Annotated in this window: 22 protein-coding genes and 1 pseudogene; 6 read left to right on the top strand and 17 right to left on the bottom strand. The window is 37.6% G+C overall.

Annotated features, from left to right (window positions below; translation table 11 throughout):
- The first annotated feature begins 141 nt into the window (after positions 1 to 141).
- Positions 142 to 561: an SP_0198 family lipoprotein gene (locus SSAL8618_RS03840; RefSeq protein WP_038675691.1), complete on the top strand. Its 420-nt coding sequence runs from the start codon at positions 142 to 144 to the stop codon at positions 559 to 561.
- A 99-nt stretch (positions 562 to 660) separates the two neighbouring features.
- On the top strand, positions 661 to 858 hold the full coding sequence (locus SSAL8618_RS03835; protein ID WP_038675690.1) for a hypothetical protein: 198 nt from the start codon (positions 661 to 663) through the stop codon (positions 856 to 858).
- A 257-nt stretch (positions 859 to 1,115) separates the two neighbouring features.
- On the opposite strand, the gene SSAL8618_RS03830 is transcribed toward SSAL8618_RS03835, so the two are convergent.
- The 3 genes from SSAL8618_RS03830 to SSAL8618_RS03820 all read right to left on the bottom strand — a co-directional run bounded on the left by SSAL8618_RS03830 (position 1,116) and on the right by SSAL8618_RS03820 (position 2,971).
- Positions 1,116 to 1,865 (bottom strand): CPBP family intramembrane glutamic endopeptidase, encoded by a 750-nt coding sequence (locus SSAL8618_RS03830; protein ID WP_038675689.1) that lies wholly within the window; start codon positions 1,863 to 1,865, stop codon positions 1,116 to 1,118.
- Between the two features lie 96 nt (positions 1,866 to 1,961).
- Positions 1,962 to 2,273, bottom strand: a complete 312-nt coding sequence (locus SSAL8618_RS03825; RefSeq protein ID WP_038675688.1) for a hypothetical protein — start codon at positions 2,271 to 2,273, stop codon at positions 1,962 to 1,964.
- A 110-nt stretch (positions 2,274 to 2,383) separates the two neighbouring features.
- On the bottom strand, positions 2,384 to 2,971 hold the full coding sequence (locus SSAL8618_RS03820; protein WP_038675687.1) for a TetR/AcrR family transcriptional regulator: 588 nt from the start codon (positions 2,969 to 2,971) through the stop codon (positions 2,384 to 2,386).
- A 155-nt stretch (positions 2,972 to 3,126) separates the two neighbouring features.
- On the opposite strand from SSAL8618_RS03820, the gene SSAL8618_RS03815 reads away from it, so the two are divergent.
- Positions 3,127 to 3,720 (top strand): class I SAM-dependent methyltransferase, encoded by a 594-nt coding sequence (locus SSAL8618_RS03815; protein WP_038675686.1) that lies wholly within the window; start codon positions 3,127 to 3,129, stop codon positions 3,718 to 3,720.
- A gap of 199 nt (positions 3,721 to 3,919) precedes the next feature.
- Here the strand turns inward: SSAL8618_RS03815 and SSAL8618_RS03810 are convergent, their stop codons facing one another.
- The 9 genes from SSAL8618_RS03810 to SSAL8618_RS03770 form a co-directional block, all read right to left on the bottom strand.
- Positions 3,920 to 5,149 (bottom strand): dihydrolipoamide acetyltransferase family protein, encoded by a 1,230-nt coding sequence (locus SSAL8618_RS03810; RefSeq protein WP_038675685.1) that lies wholly within the window; start codon positions 5,147 to 5,149, stop codon positions 3,920 to 3,922.
- Between the two features lie 10 nt (positions 5,150 to 5,159).
- Positions 5,160 to 6,191, bottom strand: coding sequence for an alpha-ketoacid dehydrogenase subunit beta (locus SSAL8618_RS03805; protein WP_002890539.1), 1,032 nt, complete (start codon positions 6,189 to 6,191; stop codon positions 5,160 to 5,162).
- Positions 6,192 to 6,207: 16 nt separating this feature from the next.
- A complete protein-coding gene (locus SSAL8618_RS03800) occupies positions 6,208 to 7,281 on the bottom strand; it encodes a thiamine pyrophosphate-dependent dehydrogenase E1 component subunit alpha (RefSeq protein WP_014634179.1) in 1,074 nt (357 codons plus the stop codon).
- Positions 7,282 to 7,385: 104 nt separating this feature from the next.
- Entirely contained in the window at positions 7,386 to 8,726 is a 1,341-nt protein-coding gene (lpdA, locus tag SSAL8618_RS03795; protein ID WP_038675684.1) for a dihydrolipoyl dehydrogenase, read from the bottom strand.
- 566 nt (positions 8,727 to 9,292) lie between these two features.
- The gene (locus SSAL8618_RS03790; RefSeq protein ID WP_038675683.1) at positions 9,293 to 9,496 is read right to left on the bottom strand and encodes a CsbD family protein; all 204 of its coding nucleotides are present in this window, start codon (positions 9,494 to 9,496) and stop codon (positions 9,293 to 9,295) included.
- A gap of 86 nt (positions 9,497 to 9,582) precedes the next feature.
- A complete protein-coding gene (locus SSAL8618_RS03785; protein WP_038675682.1) occupies positions 9,583 to 10,143 on the bottom strand; it encodes an Asp23/Gls24 family envelope stress response protein in 561 nt (186 codons plus the stop codon).
- 14 nt (positions 10,144 to 10,157) lie between these two features.
- Positions 10,158 to 10,328 carry a DUF2273 domain-containing protein gene (locus tag SSAL8618_RS10330; RefSeq protein ID WP_038675681.1) on the bottom strand — a complete coding sequence of 57 codons (171 nt, stop codon included), beginning with the start codon at positions 10,326 to 10,328 and terminating at the stop codon, positions 10,158 to 10,160.
- A gap of 11 nt (positions 10,329 to 10,339) precedes the next feature.
- Positions 10,340 to 10,906, bottom strand: a complete 567-nt coding sequence (gene amaP, locus SSAL8618_RS03775; protein WP_038676994.1) for an alkaline shock response membrane anchor protein AmaP — start codon at positions 10,904 to 10,906, stop codon at positions 10,340 to 10,342.
- A 61-nt stretch (positions 10,907 to 10,967) separates the two neighbouring features.
- On the bottom strand, positions 10,968 to 11,207 hold the full coding sequence (locus tag SSAL8618_RS03770) for a GlsB/YeaQ/YmgE family stress response membrane protein (RefSeq protein WP_038675680.1): 240 nt from the start codon (positions 11,205 to 11,207) through the stop codon (positions 10,968 to 10,970).
- Positions 11,208 to 11,908: 701 nt separating this feature from the next.
- On the opposite strand from SSAL8618_RS03770, the gene SSAL8618_RS03765 reads away from it, so the two are divergent.
- The 3 genes from SSAL8618_RS03765 (at position 11,909) to SSAL8618_RS03755 (ending at position 14,334) form a co-directional block, all read left to right on the top strand.
- Positions 11,909 to 12,280, top strand: a complete 372-nt coding sequence (locus SSAL8618_RS03765; protein ID WP_038676992.1) for a hypothetical protein — start codon at positions 11,909 to 11,911, stop codon at positions 12,278 to 12,280.
- Between the two features lie 43 nt (positions 12,281 to 12,323).
- Positions 12,324 to 13,349: a DUF389 domain-containing protein gene (locus SSAL8618_RS03760; RefSeq protein WP_038675679.1), complete on the top strand. Its 1,026-nt coding sequence runs from the start codon at positions 12,324 to 12,326 to the stop codon at positions 13,347 to 13,349.
- Between the two features lie 103 nt (positions 13,350 to 13,452).
- The gene (locus SSAL8618_RS03755; RefSeq protein ID WP_038675678.1) at positions 13,453 to 14,334 is read left to right on the top strand and encodes a diacylglycerol/lipid kinase family protein; all 882 of its coding nucleotides are present in this window, start codon (positions 13,453 to 13,455) and stop codon (positions 14,332 to 14,334) included.
- 293 nt (positions 14,335 to 14,627) lie between these two features.
- Here SSAL8618_RS03755 and SSAL8618_RS03750 read toward each other — a convergent pair whose 3' ends face one another.
- The 5 genes and pseudogenes from SSAL8618_RS03750 to SSAL8618_RS03730 all read right to left on the bottom strand — a co-directional run bounded on the left by SSAL8618_RS03750 (position 14,628) and on the right by SSAL8618_RS03730 (position 19,052).
- On the bottom strand, positions 14,628 to 15,317 hold the full coding sequence (locus SSAL8618_RS03750; RefSeq protein WP_038675677.1) for an alpha/beta hydrolase-fold protein: 690 nt from the start codon (positions 15,315 to 15,317) through the stop codon (positions 14,628 to 14,630).
- Entirely contained in the window at positions 15,298 to 16,314 is a 1,017-nt protein-coding gene (locus SSAL8618_RS03745; protein WP_021144450.1) for an ABC transporter substrate-binding protein, read from the bottom strand. Before SSAL8618_RS03745 ends, SSAL8618_RS03750 begins: the two co-directional genes overlap by 20 nt.
- Positions 16,315 to 16,334: 20 nt before the next feature.
- A pseudogene (locus tag SSAL8618_RS03740) lies at positions 16,335 to 17,091 on the bottom strand (ABC transporter ATP-binding protein).
- A gap of 4 nt (positions 17,092 to 17,095) precedes the next feature.
- The gene (locus SSAL8618_RS03735) at positions 17,096 to 18,139 is read right to left on the bottom strand and encodes a FecCD family ABC transporter permease (protein ID WP_038676990.1); all 1,044 of its coding nucleotides are present in this window, start codon (positions 18,137 to 18,139) and stop codon (positions 17,096 to 17,098) included.
- Positions 18,140 to 18,302: 163 nt separating this feature from the next.
- Positions 18,303 to 19,052: a CPBP family intramembrane glutamic endopeptidase gene (locus SSAL8618_RS03730; protein WP_038675676.1), complete on the bottom strand. Its 750-nt coding sequence runs from the start codon at positions 19,050 to 19,052 to the stop codon at positions 18,303 to 18,305.
- Positions 19,053 to 19,079 lie beyond the last annotated feature (27 nt).

The raw sequence follows: 19,079 nt of genomic DNA, 5'->3' as shown, positions 1-19,079 counted from the left end.
GCATAGTTTAAATAGGGATAATAGATTATGCCTTTGAGAATTTGAAGAGTGATTTTTAACTATTTTCAGAAAAAGGATTTTGCTTGGTTTATGTATAAGCGTTTGCTATACTTAAGGTATCAAAGAAAGGAGACAAAGCCTATGACATTGTCCAAAAAACTCACACTTTCTCTTGCCTCTATGGCAGTTCTTGGTCTTTTAGCAGCCTGCTCAAACCAGAAAGCTCAAACACCTGAAAGCTCTGCTAGCACCCAACAAAGTTCAAGTAAGGTTTCATCTTCACAAAGTTCTGAAGTTTCTAAACAGACTGAAGGGCTAGATGGCACCTATAAAGGGACTGATGAAAATGATCGTATTACTCTTACCATCTCTGGAAATACTGGAACTTGGGAAGAGGACGAAGCAGATGGCGAGAAGGAAAGCAAGTCTGTAACAGTTAACCCTGACAATCAAAGTCTAACAATTGGTGACGATACCAAACACTATAAACTTGACGGCAATCAGCTGACTATTGAAGATGATGACCACGATCCAAATGATACGGTTATCTTGACGAAATAAAATGAAAAACCTTAGCCAATCCACTCTCTGGAATTTAGCTAAGGTTTTTTATGTTATACTATAGGCAGAAAGAAAACGAATACAAAGAGGAGGTTGACGATGACTCAAAGAAGATTATGGGTGACGCTATTTGTTGTGTCGATTATTGTAACTCTTATTGGACTGGGATTTTCTGTCTATAACTATTATGTCTTTGATAAACCCTTTATGACTACCACTACAAAAGGGTTACTAGCAGCATTTTTCCTGTGTGCGACAATGGTTGCCATCACCCTATCCAAATCAAATAGGAAGTAAAGATAAGAAAGAGGTATAAGTTTGTATTCTTATACCTCTTTTGATACAACATTATTTAATCTTGTGTTTGTTCATCTTTTCTTCAAAGATGTCTGTCATGATTTTACGGAGCTCTTCTCTCTCTTTTTTAGACTTTTGATGATGAAATGTATCCTTGGCCAAACGAGTCACCTCCTAAAAATGAAACTGTGTCATTATATCAACAGATAGGAAAGAAAAGCTCCCACCGAAATTCAGTGGGAGATTCAACTCTATTTCTATGATTTTCGTACCGCCACCAGCCAAGAGGCTATTAGGATTTCGCAAATAACCAGAAGGATAATCTGAGTAAGAGAACTCTGAACTAGCATAAGGACAGCCAGACTATCGATCAGCATATGGGCAAGGATACAAGGAGCAGCTCCTTTTGAATACTCTTTGAGAGCTCCAAATAGAAAAGTATTTCCTAAAATCATCAGGTAAAAAATGAGATAGTTGGAGGAAACTGCTGTAATCCAAGGGAGTTGATAGATAGGGATATGCCAGAGGAACCAGACAAGGGAAAGAACCATCATTTTAGTTATAAAGTGCTTACTAAAGTAAAGATGTTCTTGTAAAAACCAACGCCAACCTACTTCTTCCAGCCCCCCATATAAAAAGGTCCAGGGAAAATATAGTAAGAAGGCCAAGAGGGTGTTCCCAGTAAAGCTAACATTCCTGAGAAAGAATGAGATTCCATAGTAGATGACTGGAATGAAGAGAGCTAGAATCCAGGACAGGGGACTTTCTTTTTGAAGAAAGACCTTCTTGAAGAATTCACCCAAGGATTTGACTTCACTCAACACAAGAGAAAAGACAGCCGCCATAATCAGGGGAACACAGTTCATTAGGATAAACAGTAGTGAGGTACCCAGACTACTCCTGTCTGGGAAACACCATAGGATAACTTGCCCTACTATATATGTAGCAAAGAGGGCAGACAGTGCATACCAGATAGCGACTGATTGTTTTGAAATAAATTTTCTCATTTTTTCTCCGTAACGGGATGGTAAAATTGACAGTATCTCTTTTTTATGGAAGGTTGATTCGTAATTGTAGAAATAAACAGATTGTCTTTAAAAATCTTATTTAATCTTGTGTTTGTTCATCTTTTCTTCAAAGATGTCTGTCATAATCTTACGTAACTCTTCTCTCTCTTTTTCAGGAAGGTTCCCTTGGCGCTTAGCCACTGCATAAAGTTCAGGATATTGCTTGGCTACACGCTCGACTGTCTTAGTCGTCGCATGCCCTCTGACAAAGAAAGGAATGCGTTTAATCCATTCTTGTGGTACGAGAGCGAGTAACTTCTTAGCCGCTTCCTTATCAGAAATCTCAGCTGTGCTCAAACCTTTTTCGATTTGCTTTTGTTCTTGTTCTGTGAAATCTTTTAATTCCATAACTTGCTCCTCTTTATCTTTATATAGTAAATTTTAGACCCATGCATGAGAATATACAACTGATTGGGATGGGATGTTGCTAGCTGTGAACAATAATAGAATTAGGAAAATCATGATTTCTTTTTTCCTAAAATACCGTACAAAAAGATCTGATGAATCTGCTCAACCTCTGTCTCTAAATTGTCACTATGGGCTAATTGATTTCCCATACCATTAAGAGCATCCATGACATTTAAGATAAGCTCTGTCGATAGGTCTTCAGCAATAAGGCCCTCTGCTTTTCCGAGATGAATATAAGCACGATAGATGTCACCTTTTTTTGCAGTGATTGCTTTCGTTAGGAGAGTTGAGAAAACAGAATCTTCCACCATTTTATCTTGAAAATAGTCCGAGATTTGCTGACTCATTTTCTCCTGACATAGGGCAAAAGCATGGTCTAATTTTGTTTTAAAATCTAGATTGCTATTTAAAATGTCCTCAGCTTGTTGGGTTATTTCTTCAAACAAGTCATTAACACAGAGAGCCACCAAATTATCTTTGCTCCCGAAATAATTGTAGATAGAAACAGGAGATACTTCTGCTGCCTCTGCAATAGATTTTATACTCGTTTGTTTAAAACCTTTGTCTTTAAACAAACGCAAAGCTGCTTGAATAATCGCTTGCTGCTTTTTCTCAGTCGTCTTTTGATATTGATTCATGTGAATACCTCTGTTATTACCAATTGTAGCATAAGTTTGAAATATATGAGTATATATTTCATTTTTCCTTGCTATTCTTACTTGCTTTCTCTATAATAAAGTTTGAATTTAAACCATCTATATTTCAAACTTTATTTTCAAAAATGGGAGGGAACATGCTCATTCAATATCTTATAAAGCAATCTATAAATCCGAGTGGTCTTGTTGGCCGAGTGATTACCAACATCTGGTCGTCCTATTTTAAGGAACTCAGCCTTTGGGCAATAAAACAAACCACTATCCCTAACAATAGTCGTATTTTAGAAGTCGGTTATGGCGGTGGTAGCACTATCAAAAACCTACTTGCTTTAGATAAAAATCTTGACATTCATGGCATTGATATTTCCAAGGAGTCTTATCAAACTGCTAGACGGATGCTTTTAAAGTCAATAGAAAATGATAGTGTCCAGCTGATGGTTGGCAATGTCGAAAACCTTCCCTACCAAAATCATTATTTTGATCTTGTCTTTGCCATTCAGACCCATATTTTCTGGATAGATTTAAAACAAAGCTTTCAGGAAATCTATCGAGTCATGTCCAATCATTCTACTCTGATTATTGCTTCCGAAAAAGAAAAAATACAGTATCATATGACAGATTATGGAACAAGTTCTGAATTGAGTCAGTTATTAACAAGTATTGGCTTTTCAAAGATTGAAGAAAGGCAAAATCACAAATGGGTTTTGTACATTGTTATTAAAAGACATTAGGAAATTGATAGACAAATTCCCACTTGACTTAAGAAAAGCTCTCCCCTTAGCAACACGAAAAGAGAAGACTAAGTTAGTCTTCTCTCTGTGTAAGCTTTACGCTAGCTATTGAGCTAGACAAGGTTAGCAAAAAACTTTATATTTTAACCTATAATATGTCTATTAGTTGATAATCTTAACCTTGCAAAATTTAAATCCACTAGAAAATAAGGAGATACGGGTCTTCAAGATAAGATATAACTTGTGCTAAAAATTCAGCTGCTGGAAGGCCATCGATGATTTGATGGTCGAAGCTCAGACTCAATGGAAGATAGTCTTTTTGAACAACCTCTCCCTCCTCATTAAATGCTAAAGCTTGTTGAGTTGCTCCTACTCCAAGAATTGCCACCTCTGGGGAGTTAAGGATTGGTGTGAAGTATTCTACACCTGGCCCTCCTAGGTTCGTAATTGAGAAAGTAGAACCACTATATAGGTCAGATGGAAGTGTACCTTTTCGAGCTTGATTAGCCAGAGTCTTAATGCTTTGACCAAGATCTGCTAAAGTCATACGGTCTGCGTCTCGAATCACAGGGACAACCAAACCATCATCCAAAGCTGTTGCCATACCAATATGAATGCGTTCTTGAATCTGATGAATGCCGCCGCCATACCAAGCATTCAAAGCTGGAAAATCTCTCAAAGCTTTGGTTACTGCTTTAGTTAATAGAGTTGTGATACCTAGTTCACCATTTTCAAGTGGAGTATGGACCTTGGCCTTAAGTTCTTTACGGAATTTCAAAAGTTCAGTTAAATCAGCCTTACGATGGAGTGTCACTTGAGCAGAAGAATGAAGACTGTTCATCATACGTTCGGCAATAATCTTACGCATGCCTTGGAGTCCCTCACCGTATTGACCTGAGGTCATATCTTGTGGTAGAGGTTCAACGACCTTATCAACAACAAGACTTGGTTGGTAAGCTTCTACATCACGTCTTGTAATACGACCATTTCCACCTGTCCCTTTAATAAGGGAGATATCATAGCCTTTCTCAGCAGCCATCTTACGAGCCACCGGTGTAATGAAAATTCGTTCCCCACTAGTACGAGCTATAGGTGCTGTAGTAGATTTAGGACTAGGCGGTGTTGAATCTTTAGCGACTTCAGTTGGAGCTTCCTCTTGTGCAGGAGCTTCTTGGGTTCCTACATTTTCTCCTTCCTGACCAACCCATCCAACGACTTCCTTACATTTAACTGTAGCACCTTCATCATGCACAATGTCTAGAACAACCCCAGAAGCAGGGGATTCGACTTCACTAGTCAATTTTTCAGAACTAATTTCCAATAAAGGCTGACCACTTGTTACTGTATCACCAACTTGGACCAACCACTTTTGAATGAGTCCTTCAGTCATGGTTAGGCCGAGCTTGGGCATTAAAATTTCTGTTGCCATAAGCGCCCTCCTATCCTTTCAAGTCCTGAATCAATTCATCAGCTACTTTCAAAACCTTATCCGCATCCGGGATATAGGCTTGTTCTAAGTTTGTCGCAAATGGAACAGGAGTATTTGGTGCACAAACACATTTCACTGGTCCATCAAGATAATCAAATGCTTTATCTGAAACTACAGATGCAATATCAGTTGCAGTATTGTTATGTGGATTTGCCTCATCCACAATAATTAAACGACCAGTTTTCTTCACGGAATTTAACACTGTTTCTTCATCCCATGGAGCAACTGTACGAAGATCAATCACTTCTACAGAAATGTTGTCTTTTGCCAAGCGGTCGGCGACCTCATAGGCTACGTACAACATCTTACCAATTGTCACAATTGTTAAATCCTTACCTTCTCTACGAACGGCAGCCTTACCAATTGGTACAGTATAGTATTCTTCTGGCACTTCCCCTTTTAGTCCATATAAAGTCTTGTCTTCAGAAAAGATAACTACATTATCATCCTCTATTGATGCTAGGAGTAATCCTTTGGCATCATAAGGGGTAGCAGGAACGACCACCTTAATACCAGGAATCGATCCAAATAAACCGTAATAGGATCCAGAGTGTTGCGCAGCAGCTGAGGCACCTGCCCCGTGCATAGTACGAACAACCATGGGAACTTTAGCTTTACCGCCAAACATGTAACGCATCTTAGAAGCCTGTCCTAATAGGGCATCAAAACAGAATCCAATAAAATCATTAAACATCAACTCTGGTACAGGTCTTAGTCCCGTAAGCGCCATCCCCACTGAAGCTGATAAATAGCCGTGCTCAGAAATCGGAGTATCAATAACACGTTCCCTGCCATATTTCGGCATCAATCCTCGTGTGATCCCCATGACACCGCCCCAGGCATCCTCGTTATTATTTTCTAAGTGTTCAACATTAACACCACCTGAGATATCCTCTCCAAGGAGAACAACTCGCTCGTCTCTTTCCATGGCTTGATCGAGCCCTTCATTGATGGCTTTCATAAATAATGTTTCTCTAGTCATTATGAATCCTCCTCAATCAGTCTGCAAATACGTCTTCGTAGAGAGCTTCTTCTTTTGGAATTGGGCTCTCTTGAGCAAAGTGGATTGCATCTTCAACATCTTTTTGTGATTGGGCAACAATCTCATCCAATTCATCTTGGCTAAGGATACCCTTTTCAGTTACCAGGTCACGAAATACTTCCAAGGCATCCACATCTGCCCATTCTTTTTCGATTCCATCTGGTGCTTTGTATTTTTGCTCATCTCCTTCGAAATGGCCATGGTTACGATAAGTAATAGCTTCAATTAACGTTGGACCATCTCCACGACGCGCACGTTCAATGGCCTCTTTAGCCACTTGATAAACAGCAAATAAGTCCTTACCATTAACGCGAACTCCAGGCATATTGTAAGCTTGTGCACGTTCAGCAATTGTTGGAGAACCTGATGAATACCATTGTGGTGTTGATTCTGCAAAAAGGTTGTTTTCATTTACAAATACCACAGGTAGATTCCAAATAGAGGCCATGTTTAAACACTCATGAAAATTACCTTCATTGGCAGCACCATCACCAAAGAAACATACAGCAACATCATCAGTCTTTAGATATTTGTTGCGCATAGCCGCCCCAGTCGCAAGACCAAAGCCTCCACCTACCATACCATTAGCACCAAGGATTCCTTTATCCAAGTCAGCGATATGCATAGAGCCACCCTTACCTTTACCAAGCCCAGTAGACTTACCAAAGATTTCAGCCATCATTTTTTTAAGGTCTCCACCTTTAGCCACACAGTGTCCATGTCCTCGATGTGTGCTAGTAATGTAGTCTTTATCAGTCAAGTTAGCACATACCCCAGTCGCAATAGCTTCCTCACCTGAGTAAAGGTGAACAAATCCTGGAATTTGACCGATTGAAAAGAAATGTCGTGCATTTTCTTCAAAATTTCGAATATCCCACATAGTCTTATACATGGATTTAGCCTCTTCTTTTGAAACATTTTCCACACCAAGATCATGGGCAGTTTGAACCTTAACTTCTTCCTTGGTTAAGGTTTGTCCCTGATGTTTTTCTTTCATTAGGGCTTGTGGCAATTCTTGATAATGTGTCATATTGTTTCCTCCTTCTATAGAGAGCTTTATAAAAAACAAATATTATTGACAGATATATAGATTTGAAAAAATGAAAATGGCTGTGCTAAACCTATCCATCGACCTTAGGACCTTAAAACCAGTCTTGCAACTTCCTGAACCAACTCAGAAATTGTTGGATGTGCAAAAATTGTCTTATCAAGCTGATCAAGTGTTCCTTCAGCATCTTTCAAGACAATCAAGGATTGTAGAATATCAGTTGCATGTGGACCAACGATAACGGCACCTAATAGTAGATGATAGCGTTTTTCGGAGACAATTTTAACAAACCCCTTTGCTGAATTAGACGCAATGGCTCGACCATTATAAACATAAGGAAGTTGACCAACTGATATATCATATCCTTGTTGTACCGCCTCCTCTTCTGACAAGCCAAAGGAAGCAATCTCCGGCGTTGTAAAGAGCGACCGTGGAACACTTGAATTATCAACCGGTTCCTCAGCCTGACGACAAATGGCTCGAACAGCTTTGATTCCCTCGCTACTAGCAACATGAGCTAACATATATCCAGGAATCAAATCCCCAATCGCATAAACACCTGATTGAGATGACTCGTAATAACTATCTACCTTAATAAAGCCTTTTTCGGTCAGCTCCAAGCCCATCATTTGAGCTAACTCAATATTTGGCTTACGCCCAGTTGCTACAAGTAAGTTATCATAAGAGTAGGACTTGCCATCCGCTAAAATTACAGCATTTTCTTTAACCCTATCTATGCTAACTCCCTCCAAAATGGTAATTCCAAGTTGTTCCATCTTTTCTCTAATAATGGAACGTGCTTCGTCATCTTCAGTTGCTAAAATTGTTGGTGCAACCTCTATCACTGTCACATCCACACCAAGTGGAGCCATGGCAAAAGCTAACTCAACGGAAATAATACCTCCACCAATGATAATCAAACGTTGAGGAAGTTCCTTTAAGTTGAAAAAGTTATCTGTTGTCAAGTAGTCAACATCGTTAATACCAGGAATTGGAGGAATAAATGGATGACTCCCCGTCGCCAAAATAACAGACTTACCTGAGACTCTTTCACCATTAACTTGGAAGGTTTTATCAGAAATATAAGCTGCCTCACCTTCAATATAGGTGATACCTAATTGTTTAAAACTTGATTGAATACCAGACTGTAGTGTTGCTACGACTTGATCTTTGCGAGCAACAAGTTTTTGAAAATCAAGATTATCATTTAAAATTGTTACTCCATACTGAGAGGCTTCTTTAGCAGCTAATAGCCAATGGGCATGTTCAAGATAGGCTTTGGATGGGATACAGCCAACGTTCAAACAGGTGCCACCTATGGAGTTTTTCTCAATGACAGTTACCTTTTTACCTAAACGGGCAGCTTCTTCAGCAGCAACATAACCACCAGGACCTGCCCCTATAATGAGAATATCACATTGACTCAAAACAATACTCCTTTCTAGAATGGAAGTCGGCTGTTAGCCGAACCACTTCAAGTAGGACAAAAACTCGGAGATGTTTTTGAAAGCGTTTTCTATACTTTAATTATAAAACTAATACTTATGAAAATCAAGTAATTCACTGAAAATGTGATATCTTTGTAATGAAAATATTCACAAGTAATGCAAACGTTTGCCATTCCCTATTCGGGATGACGTCAGCACTTATACTTTGCTGATTTTTATAGACACTAGATAAATACAAATCTCCCCTAATCATTAAATAATTCTTCAAAATGTTATAAAAAACACTCTAGCGTCTATAGCTTGTATAAAACTATAGAAATTAGAGTGCTTTTACTATGTATGAGAAAGAATTTGTATATGGAATTACAAAGGAATTTTAATTAATCTAAAGAAAGCTGATTTTTCACCTGAGTAATATTGTAATGTTAAGGATTTGTCATAGTTTTTGGTGTTGTTTTAAAAGTGAGTAGTTAGGAGTAAAACAACCTTAAATTTCTTGTAGAGCAATTTCCATGTTTTAAGTGAAAAATCAATCGATTTTAGAATTATTTATCGTCCTTTTTAACCATATTTTTAACGCCTTCGATAGCCCCTTCAACAGCCTCTTTGGCATCTTCAGCAACTTCTTTAACTTTTGAAACTACTTTTTCAGCAGCTCCTTCTTTTTCAGTTTTTTTATCATCAGTAATTTTTCCGACACCTTCTTTAATAGCGCCTTTAGCTTGATTAAGTTTTTCTTCTACTGACATAGTGTTACCCTCCATTGGAAAATCAGATTATTGAAAATGAACGTTTTTAAACAATTCATTTAAATTTTTTTTAGGCATAAAAGAATTTAGTGAACTCTTGGTTCTGCATTAGCAGTCGCTTCAGAGACAGCTTCAACACCCTCACTAACTTTTTCCTTTGCAGCTGAGAAGCCATCACTCAATCCCTGTTTTGCGCTTTCAAACTTATCGGAAGTAAATTCACTTGTTGATTCAACAACTCCAGTTACTCGATCTTGTAGGCTTACTGAGTCTGCTTCATGTTGCTCTTTAGTCTTGATATCAACAACATCTACATTAACTTCAACCACTTCCAAATCAGTCATCTTAGAAATTTCTGAAACAACAACCTCTTTGATTTTCTTGTATAGTTCAGGAACATTCTTTTGATATTCGACAATTACGTTCAAATCAACAGCAACTTGCTCTTTACCAACTTCAACATTGACTCCACTTGCAACGTTATCAGTATTGATAAGTTTTTCAGTTAGGTTTGAGAAAAAGCCTCCATCAATAGCCAGCAAACCTGGAATATTTTCTAAAGAAAGACCAATAATTTTTTGAATGACTTTATCTTCGTAGGTCAATTCGCCTTTTACTTCTTCTACTTTTTTTTCTACTTTTGACATATGAATCTCCTTTACTATTTAAATAATTGTTTTTGTTGAATATAATATCCAATTCCAACTCCTAGAGTGGCGCAAATCAAGACAAATAAAGTCTTAAAAAAACCATAGGATAGGATGAAGCAAGCTAAGATAACACCCGCCAATCCGGAAAGAAATGGATATTGGTATTTTTTAAACCATTCCATTTTTTACTTCCTTACTTTACACGACTAACAGTTTTTTTACGTGGTGGTTTTGGCTTGTATTCTTTTACAGAAATATACAGTTTTACACGATGATTCATTCCAAAAAACTGTGTCAATCCATCAGCAATCTCATCTTTAATTATTTGAGTTCGTTTAATAATGTTGTCTGATGGAAGCATTTGTCCTTCTACGTGAACTAAACATTTATTCTTACGACTGTTTACCTTAATAGTAGGATCCTTTATAAAATTGTGATTAGCAACCACACAACGAACAAATCCTTCAATAGCTGAATTTTTTAATTTTAGTTCACCATCAACATCAGGTAATTGAATCTCTAAATATTGTTTAGGATAAAAGAGTGTAACAAGCATTAGAAACAACACTACAGCTGAAAGTACTAGAGCACCCCAGAAAATATATCTTGAAAGATAAAAGTCTAAAAAGGAAATTTGTTTCCAATCAACTAAATGAAGTCCTAAGCCACTGACTTTATGATAATCTAGCAAAATAGGAATCAAAATTGTCAAGATTAAAATACATAAAATAAGGTAAAGTATTTTTTTGGTTTTTGACATATTGAATCCTTTCATCAACAGAATTTGAACTTTAATATATTCCTGTCAAAAAGATTCAAGTTCATTCTTTTTTCCCTAGGAAAAATGATACTACTGCAACAACAATGACTGCTCCTAAGATTGATGGAACTAATGCCATTCCAGCTAGACTAGGTCCCCATGTACCGAAAAGTGATTGTCCAACAGATGAACCGACTAAACCTGCAAAGATATTAGCGATTATTCCCATGGAGCCTCCCTTTTTAGTGATTCCACCTGCAATAAGACCGATAAAGCCTCCTACGATAATAGCCCAAAGCATAATGTCTCCCCCTTTCTAAATTGAGGAAAGTTAGGTTGTTTGGAAAATCAAACAATCTAAAGAGTTACATTTTAGCTAAAACATTTTTTATATTAATCTTAACAATCATAAGATTAATGTTAGTATATACCTGTTAATAACAGTATAAGTTAATCAAATTGATAAGTCAATGAAAATGTTTGCGCTTACAAATAAATAGAATGAAAATTGTTAATCGTTTTTGCAAACGATTGCATAGATTTGCAAGTATGTTTATGTTATGATTCTTGTAGTTTTTTGAACAGTTTTGTAAATACTCTACATATATAGTTATTATTATCAGACCATTCTTATAATTGAATGATTCATCAATAAAAACTTTGATTATGGTGGTATGACCATAAGATTTTTAGCCAATTAAAACGTTAAAAAAACTCCCTAAGAAGTAAGAGTGACGAAAGTGGAAATAAAATGTATAATTGAAATATGTAAACCCTTACACACTTTTTCTTTATGAAGTATCATCCAATAAAAAGCCTAAATCATACACAGGATACTGTGTTATTTTCAGTAGGATTTTAAAATTCAAAAAGGAGATAAATATGGATATTAGAGAAACATTGAATCGTCAGGATTACACTAAATTAGACGAATTTAGTAAACAGCTTGAGGGCTTTGAACGACTCTTTGCAGACAAGGATTTGCTTGAAATGCGTCAGGAATTGGCCAAAATTAATAAGGATGAGGTCGTTGGTTTATGCTCAGAAATTAATGGATATAAAACAGGTTTTATGGATGCATTAACCCTATTGGATTCTGAACCAGATTTGCAAGCTTTCAAAGAATTGTTTGAGAAGTGGTGGATTGATTATGAATTTGATCAACGTATCAATGCACTACTCGGTCAATATCCTTATACCAATTTTGAGGAGAGAATTGATTATGAATTGAAAGAAGAATATGGAACAAGCTCTCGTAAAGAAGTTGCAAAAATAATGATTGACGATTTAGAAACGTCATCAGAGGACGAAGCTAAAAAGTTATTTCTTCAGGAAATCCTTTCCTTACAAAAGAGATTAAACGATACCGATTAACTTCTTCAAAAGTTGACTATACTAACAAAAAGGAAGTACTGTTATGGAAAAAGTTTTGAAGGATGGTAAACTTTATTCTCTAATAGAATTTAGGGACAAAATCTATGAGGATTTAGATTTATCAAAAAGTGACTTAACCACTTTATTGTGTGCGATATTGATTGCATCTATTGGTTTGAATATGAATTCTATTCCAACAATCATAGGGGCAATGTTGATTTCTCCATTGATGACACCTATCCTTGGAGTAGGTTTTGCGTTAGCAATATTAGATACAAAACTTCTCAAAAAATCGTTTAAAGTTCTTTTTATTCAAGTTGCAGTAAGCCTTTTAGCCTCTACACTTTATTTTTTACTTTCGCCCATTTCTTACGCAAGTACGGAAATTATTGCTAGAACTTCGCCCACAATTTGGGACGTTGTAATAGCATTCGTCGGTGGATTAGCCGGCATTATTGGAGCACGAAAGAAAGAAGCTAATAACATTGTTCCTGGTGTCGCCATTGCAACTGCTCTTATGCCACCCGTTTGTACCGTGGGGTATTCTATTGCCACAGGAAATCTTGAGTATATGATAGGGGCGTCATATTTGTTCTCCATTAACTGCAGTTTTATTATGATTGCTACATATATTGGCACTAATGTGATGATGGTTAATAATCCTTATGTTAAACATAATCGTAAAGCCTCTAAAATGCGAAAAATATTAATTCTAGTCTCGCTTGTTCTTATTATTCCAAGTTTAGCTTCTGCAACTACCTTAGTTAGAGATACGCTAATCAATGAGTCTATCAATAATTATCTATCTGATCAATTTGAAAACCATACTATTTTGAAAAAGAAATATAGTAAAGAAAACAATACACTAAAGCTAACCATTTCAGGTAAATATCTTTCAGAAGCTGAGTTACAAGGTATCATTAACAAACAAAGTGAATATGGTTTGAAAAATATCTCGATTCAGGTTTCACAATTAACAAATGATAGATTAACTGAAAAAGAATTAGTCGACTACATCATTCAATATAAAAACGATGATGATCTTCAACAAATAGAAAAGGATAAGTAAAAAGAATCCCCAAATAACAACAAGTAATGTGAGATATTAATTTGATAAGCATAAGAAACCGTTGAAAAGTATTGTCACTAGTAGTCCATAGGAGAAAATATCAATGAAAAAAGTAATGATAATTATTAATCCAACTTCTGGAGGAGAAACAGCATTAGATTATAAAGAGAGCTTGGAGAATAAGGCTAAAAAGTATTTTGATTATGTTGAAACTAAGATTACGCAAAAAGCCAAAGATGCAACTCAATTTGCTGAAAAAGCCTCTAAAGAAAAATATGATGCAGTAATTGTTTTTGGTGGAGACGGTACTGTAAATGAGGTTATTTCAGGGATTGCTGAAAAAAATCACATCCCAAAACTTGGGATTATTCCTGGTGGAACTGGTAATTTAATCACTAAGCTATTAGAAATCAACCAAAATATTGATCAAGCGATTGAAGAACTTGATTTCAATTTTACTAAAACCATTGATGTTGGAAAAGCTAATCAAAATTATTTTGGCTATATTTTTAGTGTTGGATCTTTACCAGAAGCTATTCATAACGTTGATATTGAAGATAAAACAAAGTACGGTATCTTTGCATATGCAATCAATACGATGAAGTCCGTTGTGGAAGACGATGTATTTAATGTTCGTATTGAAAGCGAAAATGGCAATTATGAAGGTGAAGCTAGTCAGGTCTTAGTTCTTCTATCTAATTACTATGCAGACAAAAAACTATTTGATGAAAATACAGATGGATATGGAAATATCTTGATTTTAAAAGATGCATCCATCATTTCTAAATTATCGACTATCCCAGATTTGTTAAAAGGGGATCTAGTAGGTAACGATAATATCGAATATATCAAAGCGCGTAATATTAGGATTTCTTCAGAGGTTGAGTTAGAGTCAGATGTTGATGGAGACAAATCGGATAATCTTCCAGTAGATATAAAAATACTAGGGAACCATATCGAAGTATTCTCAGGCACCAAAGTATAGTATTTTCCCTTCTACTTCTCCAACAAAAAAAGTTTTAAATGATATAAGTTACTGCATCAGCAACAATAATAGTCTTGTCCTTTTTGAAGTTAGGATATAAGTCAAAAGTAAGTAAATTACTTTTAATATACTGAGTTAAGGCGTTTTTTGATTCATGTCTAAAACCTTTTCGGAAGCATCAACTGTGATGGTAGTTTTCGAGCATAACAAAAAGTAGTGAAGAGATTCCATCGTCGGAATCTTCTTCACTACTTTTCTTCTCTCTTTCCTACTCAATCACCAATAGCAGCATTTCAGAGTTTCCACTCTTCAATCAACCAGTCCGAAAAAGCATCATATCTTTCTTGGAGATGGTCATGATGACCGTAGGGGTCAAATGCTGAATAAGTGGACAAGCACTGTTTTTTGATGCGTTCATGTACTTCTTTGGCAAAGCTAGGAGCCTTGGCCAGTCTATTCTTATGATTAGCCCCTTCGGTCAAACCGTTACGTAAATAGACCGAGCAAGACTTATTAAGAAGCTGATGGGATTGGCAGTAATCTACAAAATCTGAATACCAAAAGGATCCACAAATGGAAAAGATAAAAGGCATCTTATCACTGCTATAAAGACTGGAAATAGCAGCCAAACCACCCAGCGAGTAGCCGCCGTAAGCCATACGACTTTCATCCAGTCGAAACTCCTGTGCGATGCTTTTGAAAATATAGCCAAATAGATGGTCATGATAGCTGGCTAGCTTGCCACCAAAATCAGGACTTCCAGGTCTCAAAGCCTGAGCATACCAAGGTGTAAAATCATCCAAGCGATTCTTGGGCTCAAGGCCTATCAGGATAACAGAATCCGCTAGTTTTCCCAGATAATCCAGTTGTCCATCGTTCAGAAAAACAGCTGGATAAGTCTTAGTAGCATCATAAGACTCAGGAAGGGCAATCGTCACTCGAATGCCATGGCAGACAAAGTCTTTATTTATTAACAAAGTCATTAACCTTCTCAAGAGAATCAATCACAGATGGACCGTAATCCATAAGCTCATCATAAGAAATAGTCATGATTTTCTTGTTTTTAACGGCTGGTACATTTTCAAGAACAGCGTTCTTTTCCATCTTGTCTGTAGCATCCTTGTCCATGGCCTTATTACGGTCACTAGTTACATAGATAATCAATTCTGGTTCCATAGACACGAGATTTTCCAGAGTCAAATCTGATGTTCCTGTCGCAACATTGGTATAGCCAAGCTGATTAAGCATACTTTCTTGAAGGGCAGATTTGTAAGTTCCAAAGGTCTCATCGTTGTAGGCACACATGATCAGAGCCTTCTTCAAGTCTTTGTCAGAAGACTTGTTTTTCTTTTTAACGGCGTCGATACGCTTTTGGAGTTGTCCTGCATACTTGTCTGCCTTGTCTTGAACGTTGAAAATGTCACCAATATTTTTAACATCTTCGATGATATTATTCAAATCTTGTTTGGTTGTTGAAACAGAAGCTTTTTGCGTATAGACGGGAATGTCGTTGCTGTTCCACGTGCTGATGGTTCCCATTGATTTGTCTGAGAACATCATGTTACGACCAATAAGGGCATCAGGTCCGTAAGCCAAGATGGCTTCTTGAGAGATGGTCTTCTTATCACCGATATGTGGGATTGAGGCAATGTCTTCCTTATATTTATCGGTTACTTCATTGTCAGGGTTAAGCATACCGACAATCTTGTCTTTTAAACCAAGCTCAATCAAGATTTCCGTTGATGAAAGGTTGTTTGTGATAACCTTTTCTGGTGCCTTTTTGAAGACTTGATCTAGCTCAGTTCCTTGATCGTCATAAGTTTTGACGGTCAAAGGATACTGGGTTTCTGAGTTAGTCTTTTTCACCGTTTCTTTTGCTGCTGATGACGATGATGTGCTGTTTTTATATGTAGAACTGCATGCTGTCAATGTGAGGACTGCTGCAGCGATTAATGCGATACCAAAAGTTTTCTTGTTCATAAGGCCTTCCTTTCCTAGGCTTATAAATACTGAATCATTGCCTGCTGGTCATCCGTCCAAGTAATACGACTCTGAACATCATAAACCGCCTGCAAGGATTGTGGGGTTACGGCATCCCTTGGGACACCTTGGGCAACAATCTCACCCCCTTTCATTAAGTAAATATAATCTGAAAAACGACAGGCCAATTGAATATCGTGGAGAACTGCGAGAACATTAATGCCGAGTTCCTTAACCAAGGCCAACATCTCCAACTGATACTTAATATCCAAATGGTTGGTAGGCTCATCCAATAAAAGAAGTTTGGGTTCCTGAGCCAAAGCACGCGCTAGGATAACTCTTTGTTTTTCGCCACCTGATAAGGACGAATAATAGCGTGTCTTCTTTTCAGACATGCCAACCTTGTCTAGGGCATCCTGGACGAGCAAGTGGTCCCGCTCCGATTCTTTTTGTAGAAAGGAAAGATGGGGCGTTCGGCCAAGCATGACAATTTCTTCCACCGTGCAATCAAATTGAAGGGTGTTAAACTGTGTCACAACAGCCATTTCTTTTGCAGTTTCCTTTAGGCTTACCTGATCTAGGCTTTTACCATCAAGTAAAATCTGACCGCTATCTGGTTTCAACTGGCGATAAATGGTTTTTAGCAAGGTTGATTTCCCACTCCCATTTGGTCCTAGTATGGTCTGGAATTGTCCACCTTCGACCTTTAGGGAGACTCCATTTAGGATTTTTTTTCTCTCCAATCGAATAATGAATATCCTTACACTTTACATCCATAAGTCTAAACCACCTTCCTACGATTTTTAGTCACAATATAAATAAAGAAAGGTGCGCCAACCAAGGCTGTAAAGATACCGATAGGTAACTCCGCATTTTTAACGAGGATTCTAGCCAAGACATCTGCCCAAACCACAAACAAGGAACCTAGGAGAGTTGCTACTGGAAAAAGCTTACGATAATTAGTCCCGACTAAACTTCTAGCAATATGGGGGGTAATCAAGCCCACAAAGCCAATAATACCACAACTAGAAACCAAGACGGCCGTTATGATCGCAACGATGGCGATATAAAGATACCAATAGAGTTTAAGTGGAATCCCTAAAGTCAAAGCTGCTTCATCTCCCATCATCATGGCATTGAAGACACGATACTGAGTTGAGAAAAAGAGAAAGGCCAAACCAACCACTACTGCTGGAAGCATCAAATCTGGCCAAGATGTTCCTGTCAATGAACCCATGGTCCAAAACTTAATGGTCATGACACTGTCTGCTGTCGCTCCAATAGAGATTATAAAATTGGCAAAGGCAATGAAGAGGGCGTTGACAACCGTTCCAGATAAAATCAGGCCAGATGTGGTCACTCTCCCCTGCATAGAGGCAATGATTAAGACAAGAACCGTCGCTAGGATAGCCCCCACAAAGGCACCCAAGCCTACCACAGCTTTAAGGCCTAAAATGATGGCCAAGGTTGCTCCAAAAGTTGCTCCTGCCGAGATTCCTAATATATAGGGCTCAGCAATAGGATTATTGACGGTTGACTGCATGACACTCCCAGACATGGAAAGGCCTGCACCAACTATTAACCCCAGGATAACCCTAGGAACTCGCATATTCCAGATAATAGCTTCAAGTGGTTTGGCTATGCTTTGACTGGCAATCGGAAACCCCAATTTTCTGAGGATGACACCATAGGTATCACCTATATCTATAGTGACCGCTCCTAAGGACACTGCAACAAAAACTGACGCTACTACTAAAAATAGAAGCAAACAGAGCAGGCTTAGGTAGCGGGAAAAAACAAGGTGTTTTGTTTTTTTAAAAGGCATTAGCACCTCCTTTCCACTTGTAATGTCAGAAAATTTTGACAATACCTTTTTAGTATAACATGCCTCAAAAAGATGGGCAAGGTCATTTGAGTGGAAAAAAAGAGCAGTCATTGAACTACTCTTGGGAATTATAACTAACTGAAGCAATGAAAATGAAGCCAGCTTAGGATTTCACTTTCTCCATACTGCTACTTGCAATTTTCATGGCAAGAAGAATTATCAACACCTTAATCACAAGGGACAACCAAAGGCTCTCCGCTGATGACAGTTGCGATAAAGCATTGATAAGCGCATGTGTCATGACACAAAGCCAAAGGCTTCTGGTGTTTGTATAAATGGCGGATAAGATGAAACAATTGCTTAATAAGCCTAGCAAGAAAGGCAATAAATGAATCGTGGCCAGAGACCCATCAATGTAAAAATAAAGGATATGCCATAGTGACCAAGCCAAAAATGTAAAGAGCGTGGACACTAGATAGGTCAACTTTTCTTGCAAAGCAGGCTGGAAAAAATAGCGCCAACCGATTTCTTCGATTCCACCAAAGACAAGGGCTTTGCAAAATAACATAATGGGGAGATACCAAGCCTGAATAATCAACCCTCCACTCAAGACCAGTGGTAAGAAATCCAATCCTAGAAAAATGAGGACTAAGAGATAATTACTAAGAGGCTGTTTGACTTGGAAAAAGTCTCTGACAAGTTGTTTAACACTATAGCGATGATAGCGGATGCTAACATAGCCTCCCCAAATAGCTGATGACAAACCACCTAAGATAAGGGTAAAGAGGCCAATTGGAGTTCCATAATCAACCCTAACTCCTCCTACTCTTAGCAGCCAAACATGGAGACTGACCAGTAAGATCTGCCCAAGGGTCCCCACTAGATAAAGCAACAAGGCTTGTTTTCTTTTCATATCTTGCTTCCTTTTTCTTGCCTATTT

The sequence above is a fragment of the Streptococcus salivarius genome (assembly GCF_000785515.1).
Taxonomy (GTDB): Bacteria; Bacillota; Bacilli; order Lactobacillales; family Streptococcaceae; genus Streptococcus; species Streptococcus salivarius.
This window is presented reverse-complemented; position numbering and strand designations above follow the sequence as displayed.